The following is a 9,398-nucleotide window of genomic DNA, read 5'->3' as shown; positions in this document are numbered from 1 at the left end:
GGGCAGGGGCGGTGCCGGGGTCGAGCCGGGGTCGGCCGGATCGGCATCATGGGCGGTGCCGGCCGGCTCGCGCACGGCCCTGCGTCCGTCGAGGCCGATGCCGCGGATGGTGAGGATCATGAAGATCACCATGCTCGTGACGATCGACGCGTCCGCGACGTTGTAAATGGCGGGGATCAGCCAGGGTGTCGTGATGAAGTCGACGACGTGGCCCAGGCCGAAGGACGGCTCCCGGAAAAGCCGGTCGGTGAGGTTTCCGAGCACGCCGCCGAGGAGCAGGCCGAAGACGAGCGCCCACGCCAGGGAGCGGATGCGCCCGGCGAAGATCACGATGAACACGACGACCGCCGCGGCGATGATCGTGAAGATCCACGTCATGCCGGTGGCGAGGCTGAACGCCGCGCCCGGGTTCCGGACGTAGTGCCATTGCAGCACATCCCCCAGAACCCGGACGGTACTTCCTTCGGTCAGCGAACTGACGACGAGGAACTTGGCCGTCTGGTCGAGCGCATAGACGCCCAGCGCGGCGAGGCCCAGAACGATGAGCGCGCTGGATCGCCCTTTCGTTCGGACCTTAGGAGCCAAAGCCCTGGTAGCTCGGCTTCTGCGCGCTCTCGGCGCCGACCGGTGAGGCAGCGTCGAGGTCGTGCAGCTGGCCCTCGATGTAGCTCTTCAGCTTCTGGCGGTATTCGCGCTCGAAGGTGCGGAGCCCGTCGATCTTGTTCTCGAGGACGGAGCGTTCCTTGTCCAGGATCGTGTTCTGCGCGCGCTGCTTGGCTTCGGCCTCCGCAACGAGGCGGGCCGCGGTTGCGTGACCCTCGGCGATGAGGGCGTCGCGCTTCTCGGCGCCTTCCTTGACGTGTTCCTCGTGCAGGCGGCGGGCCAGCTGCAGCAGGTTCGTGGTGCCGGCGGTCTCGTCGATCGGCTCGGCCACGGGAGCCGCTGCGGCGACGACCGCGGGAACGACGACGGGCGCGGGAACGACCTCGGGAGCCTTGACGGCTTCGACGGGGGCGACGACGGGAGTGCTTCCGGCTTCGGTGCTGACACCGGCGCGGAGCTCCTCGTTTTCGGCAGTCAGGCGGCGAAGCTCCACGACGACCTCGTCGAGGAAGTCATCCACCTCGTCCTGATCGTATCCTTCACGGAACTTGGTCGACTGGAACCGCTTGTTGACTACATCTTCCGGAGTTAGCGCCATGGCTTTCCACCCTTAAAACTCAGTTGAGAACTTTTTGTCGAACGAATAATTGACGCTACCGGACGGAGCGTGTTGCACACGCGAACCCGGGACGCCTCGATCAAGAATACATGCCGCACTCCGGAACGGACGCGAGAACTACCGGAGAGCGCCGACGACGCCCATGCCGATGATCGTGCAGAGCATGGTCAGGCTCCAGCCGAAGTCGAATGCGATCGGGCCGACCCGCAGTGGCGGCAGGATGCGCCGGAAGAATTTGACCGGTGGATCGGTGACCACGTAGATGAATTCGACCAGAACGAGCGTGATTCCCTGCGGGCGCCACGAGCGGTTGACGCTGCGGACGAGGTCGACGATGAAGCGTCCCCACATGACGAAGAAATACAACAGCAGGGCGTAGTAGATGATCCAGGCGAGCAGTGTGACGACGAACACGGCCGAGACTATGACTGCGCGAAGAAGGACGACTCCGTGTCGGACTCCTCGGCGGCGTTGTCGCCCGAGACGACGATGTGGGACGGCGAGAGCAGGAACACCTTGGCGGTGACACGTTCGATCTTGCCGTAGAGGCCCTGGGAGAGGCCACTTGCGAAGTCGATGAGCCTGCGCGCGTCGGCGTCACTCATCTGGGAGAGGTTGATGATGACCGGAATGCCCTCGCGGAAGGATTCCGCGATCAGCTGGGCATCGCGGTACTGGCGCGGGTGGACGGTGAGGATTTCATTCATTTCTGAGGCAGCCACATTCTTGGGAGTGGAGGTCTTGCGCAGCGGGGTCACCGGGGCGCGGCCATTGGTGCCGTGAGAGCCCTCGACGCGCGTCGCGGACGGGCCGGCCTGGTGCGGCGCGGCGGTCTTCGGCTGGGCGGAATTCGAGACGGCATTCTGATCGGCCGCGGGTGGGGCGACGGGCGCCTCGTACTCCAGCTCTTCGTCTGCCAGCCCCAGGTAAACCATGGTTTTCTTGAGCGGGTTGGACATCTCGACCTCCGTGTTGGTGATTCTTCGTACTCAGATTAACCGAGAGTCGGGCGATTCCCGGTGATTGCGGTGCCAATTCGAAGGTGTGTCGCCCCTTCGCGGATGGCCTCCGGATAGTCCTGCGACATGCCCATCGACAGGAATCGCGCCTCGGGCGCGGCCCTTCGGATGCCCTCCCCGAGTGACCGGACCCTGGCGAACTCCGCTGCCGGTTCCGCCCCGAGCGGGGCGACGGCCATGAGCCCGAGCAAGCCCAATCCCGGCGTGCCGAGCACGTGCTCGACGAGCGCATCGAGCCCGGAGGGATCGACGCCCCCGCGAGCGGGGTCGTCCGTGAGGTTCACCTGGATGAAGCAGTCGATGGACGAATCGGCAGAGCCGAGGGCCGTCGCGAGGGACGCCCGGTCGACGGAATGCACGACGTGAGCGTATGCGCGCACCTGCCGGGCCTTCTTGCCCTGGACCTGGCCGACGAAATGCCAGGTGAGGTCGCGGCCGGCCAGGGCGCCGGCCTTTTCCTGGGCCTCCTGGTGGCGATTCTCGCCGAAGTCGTGCACACCGAGCCGGAGGAGTTCCTCGATCATCGTGACGGGATGGAACTTGGTCACGACGATCGTCGTCACGTCCGCCGGGTCCCTGCCCGCGTCCCTGGCGGCCGAGGCGACCCGTTCGCGCACGACGTCGAGCCGCCCGGCGAGGCCGGACGGCTCAGGACGCAATTCGGTCACGATGGGTTTACTTGAGGAAGTCGGGGATGTCCAGGTCGTCGGGGTCTTCTTCGAAGGCCGGGTCGGCGACGGCCGTCCCTGCTTCTCCGGCGGACCAGGTCGCGACGCTTGCCTCTTCGGTGCCGAAGACGCTCGCAGCGCCGCCCGATGCAGCATCCGCCGTAGCGGAGACGGCGCCGGCGGCGACACCCGCGGCCACGAGGTCCGCGTGGCGCACCTCGACGGCCTTGACACCGGGTTCTCCGCCGTCGAAGCCTGCTGCGATGACCGTCACCCGGACCTCGTCACCGAGGGTGTCGTCGATGACGGCACCGAAGATGATGTTGGCTTCGGGGTGCACGGCCTCCTGGACGAGGCGGGCCGCGTCGTTGATCTCGAAGATGCCGAGGTTCGAGCCGCCCTGGATCGAGAGGAGCACTCCGTGTGCGCCGTCGATGGACGCCTCGAGCAGGGGGGAGGCGACGGCGAGTTCTGCCGCCTTGATGGCGCGGTCTGCACCGCGTGAGGAGCCGATGCCCATGAGCGCGGAACCCGCGCCCTGCATGACGGACTTCACGTCGGCGAAGTCGAGGTTGATCAGACCGGGGGTCGTGATCAGGTCGGTGATGCCCTGCACGCCGGCGAGGAGGACCTGGTCGGCCGTTGCGAAGGCCTCGAGCATGCTGATGCCGCGGTCGCTGATTTCCAGCAGGCGGTCGTTCGGCACGACGATGAGCGTGTCGACCTCGTTCTTGAGGGAGGCGACACCCGCCTCGGCCTGGGCCTGGCGGCGCTTGCCCTCGAAGCCGAACGGCTTCGTGACGACGCCGATGGTGAGCGCGCCGATGGACTTCGCGATGCGGGCGACGACGGGTGCGCCGCCGGTGCCGGTGCCGCCGCCTTCGCCGGCGGTCACGAAGACCATGTCGGCTCCCGCGAGGGCTTCTTCGATTTCTTCGGCGTGGTCCTCGGCGGCACGACGGCCGACCTCGGGGTCCGCGCCGGCGCCGAGGCCACGGGTGAGGTCGCGACCGACGTCGAGCTTGACGTCGGCGTCGCTCATCAGCAGCGCCTGGGCATCGGTGTTGATGGCGATGAACTCGACGCCACGGAGGCCGAGTTCGATCATGCGGTTGACAGCGTTGACGCCGCCGCCGCCGATTCCAACAACCTTGATGACAGCGAGGTAGTTCTGGTTTGTTGTTGACACGTCCGGCCTCCGGTGGAACCCTAAACCTCTGGTCGAAGTTTAAAGTTATGCTGAGTATGCAATTCCTGATTTCGAAGGTAAGCGCCACGCATCCCCCTCCGGGGAGGCGCGCCCGCGTGTCGCGAACAACCCCGGAAAAATCACCGTGCGGATTACGCGTGGCGGGACGACTCGGTTCCCCGGCCGGCGGATGGCCCGCGGATCAGCGGAGGACGGCGCTGTCCGGAGAAGAGACGTCGTATTCCTTGACGGTGCCGACGGGGTGGCTCACGATGAGCGCGGCGAGCACGACGGCCTTGTACTCCGATCGCTCCGCACTCCCCCACACCACCCGGGCCCCACCGGTCAGGACCAGGGTCACGTCGTCGGTGGTCGCCGCCGTGACCGTGTCGAGCTGCTGGCGGACGGCATCCGGGACGGCAGCGATGACGGCCGTCGCGGCCTGGAACCCGGCGCTGCCGACGCCGGCCCGCGCGTCGATCACGGGATAGCCGGCCAGGCGTGCAGGGCCGTTCTGGATCACGACGCCCGCGGCATCGACGAGGTTGAACCCGCCGGGGACGACGACCGTGCCGACGGGCGTCCGTTCGACGATCCGCACCACGAGGGTGTCCGGCGGCCTGCTCTCGGTCACGTAGCTCTGGATCAGCGGGAACGTACCGAGGTCCTCGCGAATCCGCGCGAAGTCCACGAGGGGCAGCGGGGTACCGAGCTGGTCGCCGAGCGCGGCGGTGACCTGGTCGGCGGAGATCCGGCTGGTCCCGACGACCTCGATCGTGCGGAGCGCCATCAGCGGCGAGTACGTCCCGATGAGAACGAACCCGAGGAGAGCGGCCACGGTACCGAGCGCGACGAGCCAGGCCGTGCGGCGGCGGCGCGAGCGCCAGGTGAAGCGGCGCACCTCCTCGCGTTCGTAACGCTTGCGTGCACGTCGGGCGGCGCGGAACTTGCGCCGGGCCGTTGCGGGGGTCAGCGCGGGCTCTGCGTCCTCCCCTGCCGTACCGGCGGTCTCCGTCTTTGCGTCAGACGCCCGCCCCTTCGGCGGCCGTGCGCCCGGTGACCGCGCCGGCACCGTCGTGATCGGCTCGGTGACGGGTTCGGCCTGCTGCGCTCCTGACGAGTGCAGAGGCGAGACGGAGGCGAGGTGCGGCTGCTCTGGCCGGCGTTTCGGGACCGTGATGGGTTCGGTGCTGGTGCCGTCGGTCGTTCCCCGGCCGCCGGCGGGAGTCGCGGTGTCCGCGGGGCGGCGCGACGAACGCTTCGTTCCCCGGCCGCCGGGTGTGGCAGCGCTGGGCGCGGCGCCGTCCCTGGTGGGCGGCTGCTCCGGCCGGTCGAAGCCCTCTGGTCGCCTCATTCCCCCGTGCTATCCCTGGGCCTGGACGCGGTCGCCGAGCGATTCGAGCAGCTGGGGGACGATCCGGTAGACGTCACCGCAGCCGAGTGTGACGACGAAGTCGCCGGGTCTGGCGATGCGCGCAACGTAGTCGGCGGCCTCCTGCCAGTCGGGCACGTAGGCGACCTTGGATGCGTCGTGGAACTTTCCGGAGACCAGGGCGCCGGTCACGCCGGGTTCGGGATCCTCGCGGGCGCCGTAGACGCCGAGCACGACCGTCTGGTCAGCGGTGCGTTCGAGGGTGTCCGCGAACTCCTGCGCGAAGAGGCGAGTGCGGCTGTACAGGTGCGGCTGGTGCACGGCGATGATGCGCCCGGTCCCGACGACGGTCCGTGCCGCGGTGAGCGCGGCCGCGACCTCCGTCGGGTGGTGGGCGTAGTCGTCGTAGACACTGACGCCGTTCACGGTGCCGTGCAGTTCGAAGCGGCGCTGGGTGCCTCCGAAGGTGGCAATGGCCGCGAGCGACGCTGCGGGGTCGCAGCCGAGTCCGACGAGCACGGCGAAGGCGCCTGCCGCGTTGATCGCGTTGTGCCTGCCGGGGATCCGCAGGGTCGCTGAGTAGTCCTGGCCCGCATACGAGACGGAGAAGCTCACGGGACCATCCGTCACGACGGAGTGCACGCGCACGGTCGCGTCGGCGGCCTCGCCGAAGGTGACGACCTTCTGGCCGGTGAGGCTCCGGGTGACCCGGACCGCGCCGGGGTCGTCTGCGGAGATCACGACGAGCTCGGTGGCTGCGTGGGAGAACTGCACGAAGGCGGCCTCGAAAGCTTCGAGGGACCCGTAGTGGTCGAGGTGGTCCGGATCGACGTTCGTCACGAGCGCGATGGCCGTGTTGTACAGCAGGAAGGACCCGTCGGATTCGTCGGCCTCGACAACGAACAGGTCATCGGTTCCCGCGCCCGCCGAGACGCCGAGGGACTCGATCACTCCGCCGTTGACGAAGCTCGGGTGCTTGCCGATGCCGAGCAGGCCCGTGACGATCATCCCGGTCGACGTGGTCTTGCCGTGTGCGCCGGCGACGGAGACGAGGCGGTGCTTCTGGATCAGCCAGGCGAGCGCCTGGGCCCGGTGCAGCACCGGGAGGCCGCGCTCGAGGGCGAGGACGTACTCGGGGTTGTCCTGCCAGAGCGCCCCGGTGACGACGAGGGAATCGGCATCCCCGACATTCTCCGCGGCGTGGCCGATGCTGATCCGCGCTCCGAGCTCGCGCAGGGCGAGCACGTTCGCGGACTCGCGCACGTCGGAGCCGGTCACGGTGTGGCCGGCCGCAAGGAAGAGCCGCGCGATGCCGCTCATTCCGGAACCGCCGATGCCGACGAAATGTACCGTTCCCAGGTCCGCAGGAATGACGAGGTTCAGGTCGGGCTTGATCACGTGGTGCCGCTCTTCTCAGTGTCGAATCTCAGTGTCGAAATCGGGTGTGGTGCGGCCTCTACGTTACGCGTCGGCGCCAGGGATTGCCGGATTGACGCCGCCGTGTGGGTGGCCGAGGGCATCGCTGACGAGGTCCGCCATCCGCTCGGCGCCGTCGCGGCCTCCGACGGATGCCGCGAGCTCCCCCATCCTGCGCACGCGCGGCCGGTCGGTGAGGAGCGGCACGAGCTCGTCAGCGACCCAGGCGGGCAGGAAGGCCGCGTCGTCGACGATGATCCCGCCACCCGCGGCGACGACGGAGGCCGCGTTGAAGCGCTGTTCCCCGTTTCCGACCGGGTAGGGCACGTAGACGGCGGGGATGCCGAGCGCGCTGAGCTCGCAGACCGTCCCGGCCCCTGCCCGGGAGACGGCGAAGTCCGCGCTCGCGAGGGCGAGGTCCATCCGGTCGCAGTACTCGATCATCCGGTAGTGGTCGATGGCCGGGTCGGGGACCTCGGACTTCTGCCCGGTGATGTGCAGCACCTGCCAGCCGGCCGCGACCAGCGCCGATGCTGACTGCACGGCCGTGCCGTTGAGGCGGCGCGCGCCGAGGGACCCTCCCGTGACGAGGAGGGTCGGCCTGCCGGGGTCGAGGTCGAAGAAGCGCAGCGCCTCCGCCCGGACACCGGGGCGGTCGAGGTTCTGGATCTCCGGCCGCAGCGGCATTCCCACGACCCGGCCGTGGCGGATCCGGGTTCCGGGGAACACGACGCCGACCCGGGTGGTCAGCCAGGCCCCGAGGCGGTTCGCGAGTCCCGCGCGGAAGTTCGCCTCGTGGATGGCGATCGGGATGCCCGCCCGGCGGGCCGCGAGGTAGGCCGGCGTCGAGACGTAGCCGCCGAAGCCCACGACGACGTCGACCTTCCTGGCACGGAGCACGGCGGCGAGGTCGCTGACGGCGCGGTTGAACCGGGGCAGGAAGAGCACGGCGGCGCGGTTCGGGCGGCGCGGGAACGGCAGCCGTGGCACGAAGATCAGCTCGTAGCCGCGTGCGGGTACCAGGCGGGCCTCGAGGCCTTCCCTGGTGCCGAGCACGATCATGACCGCGTCGGGTTCGCGCGCGCGGATCGCATCGGCGACCGCGAGCAGGGGGTTGACATGGCCGGCGGTCCCGCCGCCGGCCAGGAGGTACGTGGTCACTCGGACACCCGTCTCGGTCCGGGCCGTGCCGCCGGGTGCTCGGTTCCGCCGGGGGTGCGCCCGGCCGGATCGGGGTGCGCGCGGGCGAAGGACAGCACGATGCCGATCGCGATCAGGGTCGAGAGCAGGGCTGTGCCGCCCGCGGAGACGAGCGGAAGCGGGACGCCGAGGACGGGGAAGACGCCGAGGACGACACCGATGTTGACGAGCGCCTGGCCGATGACCCAGACCATCACGGCGGCCGTCGACACGCGCGCCTGCACGCTCGTGCTCGAGCGCATGATCCGCAGGAAGGCGAACGCGAGCAGGATGAACATGCCGAGCACGACGATGGCGCCGATCAGGCCGAGCTCCTCGCCGATGATCGCGAAGATGTAGTCGTTGTCCGCAGCGGGCAGCCAGGACCATTTGGCCTTGGAGTTGCCGAGTCCGACGCCGAAGATCCCGCCGTTGGCGAGTGCCCAGGTGCCGTGCAGCGGCTGCCAGCACGCCGCGGAGATCGTTCCGGTGTGGTCGTCGCAGCCGGTGTTAAGGAAGGAGAGGATGCGGGTCATCCGGTTGGAGCTCGAGACGGCGACGAGCACGCCCGCGACCGTGCCGACCAGGAGCGGGAGCGCGAGCATCCGCAGCCGGACGCCCGCGAAGAAGAGCGCGCCGAAGAGGATTCCGGCCATGATGATGACGGTTCCGAGGTCGCCGCCGATCAGTACGAGCATGATCGATCCGCCGCCGACGCCGAACACGGGAATGTAGACGTGGCGCCAGTCGTCGAGCAGGTCCTGCTTCTGGGAGAGGATCATGCCGAGCCAGATGACGAGCGCGAGCTTGATCGCCTCGGACGGCTGGAACTGGACCCCGCCGAGGGACAGCCAGTTCGTGTTCCCTGCGACGGTGATGCCGAGCGGGGTGAAGACGACGAGGCACTGCAGCAGGCACGCGATGATCAGGGTCGGCCAGGCCACCCGCTGCCAGAACTTGATCGGCATCCGGCTGACGAAGAGCATCAGCGGGACACCCACGGCCGCGAAGCCGCCCTGGCGGAGCACGGTGCCGAAGAAGCCTGCGTTCTCGAGGTAGGAGTCGACCGACGATGAGGACAGCACCATCACCAGGCCGAAGGCGACGAGGAAGAGGGTCGTTCCGAGCAGCAGGAAGTAGCTCGTCGATTCCGCCTTGAACACGCGTCCGAGATGGATGCGGGTGGCGGGGTTGTGCGCCTCGGGCGCCGGCTGGTGGGGGGCTGCGGTCCTAGGCGTTCGAGCCAGGGGCAGTCTCGCCATCCGCCTCACCTCCCAGATAATCGTGAACGGCTTCCGCGAAGAGGCGGCCGCGTGCTGCGTAGTCGGAGAAC

At 68.7% G+C, this 9,398-nt stretch carries 10 protein-coding genes; all 10 read right to left on the bottom strand.

All coding sequences use genetic code 11. The features are described from left to right. On the bottom strand, positions 1-585 hold a 585-nt coding region (gene lspA, locus QN345_RS11850; protein ID WP_323505303.1), incomplete at its 3' end, for a signal peptidase II. Beyond that, positions 575-1,201, bottom strand: a complete 627-nt coding sequence (locus QN345_RS11845; RefSeq protein WP_134446089.1) for a DivIVA domain-containing protein — start codon at positions 1,199-1,201, stop codon at positions 575-577. The genes QN345_RS11845 and lspA, both read right to left, overlap by 11 nt. A 138-nt stretch (positions 1,202-1,339) precedes the next feature. After that, positions 1,340-1,636, bottom strand: a complete 297-nt coding sequence (locus tag QN345_RS11840; protein WP_134446090.1) for a YggT family protein — start codon at positions 1,634-1,636, stop codon at positions 1,340-1,342. A gap of 8 nt (positions 1,637-1,644) precedes the next feature. Further along, positions 1,645-2,181, bottom strand: coding sequence for a cell division protein SepF (locus tag QN345_RS11835; protein ID WP_134446091.1), 537 nt, complete (start codon positions 2,179-2,181; stop codon positions 1,645-1,647). A 35-nt stretch (positions 2,182-2,216) separates the two neighbouring features. Then, positions 2,217-2,909, bottom strand: coding sequence for a YggS family pyridoxal phosphate-dependent enzyme (locus QN345_RS11830; RefSeq protein WP_322135936.1), 693 nt, complete (start codon positions 2,907-2,909; stop codon positions 2,217-2,219). Between the two features lie 7 nt (positions 2,910-2,916). Further along, positions 2,917-4,098 carry a cell division protein FtsZ gene (gene ftsZ / locus QN345_RS11825; protein WP_134446092.1) on the bottom strand — a complete coding sequence of 394 codons (1,182 nt, stop codon included), beginning with the start codon at positions 4,096-4,098 and terminating at the stop codon, positions 2,917-2,919. A 202-nt stretch (positions 4,099-4,300) separates the two neighbouring features. Further along, a complete protein-coding gene (locus QN345_RS11820) occupies positions 4,301-5,452 on the bottom strand; it encodes an FtsQ-type POTRA domain-containing protein (RefSeq protein ID WP_322140786.1) in 1,152 nt (383 codons plus the stop codon). 9 nt (positions 5,453-5,461) lie between these two features. After that, positions 5,462-6,868 (bottom strand): UDP-N-acetylmuramate--L-alanine ligase, encoded by a 1,407-nt coding sequence (murC, locus tag QN345_RS11815; protein ID WP_134446094.1) that lies wholly within the window; start codon positions 6,866-6,868, stop codon positions 5,462-5,464. Positions 6,869-6,931: 63 nt separating this feature from the next. Continuing rightward, positions 6,932-8,047 carry a UDP-N-acetylglucosamine--N-acetylmuramyl-(pentapeptide) pyrophosphoryl-undecaprenol N-acetylglucosamine transferase gene (locus QN345_RS11810; protein ID WP_322135938.1) on the bottom strand — a complete coding sequence of 372 codons (1,116 nt, stop codon included), beginning with the start codon at positions 8,045-8,047 and terminating at the stop codon, positions 6,932-6,934. Further along, the gene (ftsW, locus tag QN345_RS11805) at positions 8,044-9,327 is read right to left on the bottom strand and encodes a putative lipid II flippase FtsW (RefSeq protein WP_134446096.1); all 1,284 of its coding nucleotides are present in this window, start codon (positions 9,325-9,327) and stop codon (positions 8,044-8,046) included. The genes QN345_RS11810 and ftsW overlap by 4 nt, the downstream gene beginning before the upstream one ends. Between the last annotated feature and the right edge of the window lie 71 nt (positions 9,328-9,398).

This window comes from Cryobacterium sp. 10I1, from assembly GCF_035019805.1.
Classification (GTDB): domain Bacteria; phylum Actinomycetota; class Actinomycetes; order Actinomycetales; family Microbacteriaceae; genus Cryobacterium; species Cryobacterium glucosi.
Note: the sequence above shows the minus strand (reverse complement) of the source record. Positions and strands in the feature narration are given on the sequence as shown.

What these genes read in the sequence shown, in the direction of transcription:
- QN345_RS11820 (WP_322140786.1), bottom strand. Translation starts at nt 5,452, where the DNA reads ATGAGGCGACCAGAGGGCTTCGACCGGCCGGAGCAGCCGCCCACCAGG.
- QN345_RS11835 (WP_134446091.1), bottom strand. Translation starts at nt 2,181, where the DNA reads ATGTCCAACCCGCTCAAGAAAACCATGGTTTACCTGGGGCTGGCAGAC.
- ftsW (WP_134446096.1), bottom strand. Translation starts at nt 9,327, where the DNA reads ATGGCGAGACTGCCCCTGGCTCGAACGCCTAGGACCGCAGCCCCCCAC.
- QN345_RS11845 (WP_134446089.1), bottom strand. Translation starts at nt 1,201, where the DNA reads ATGGCGCTAACTCCGGAAGATGTAGTCAACAAGCGGTTCCAGTCGACC.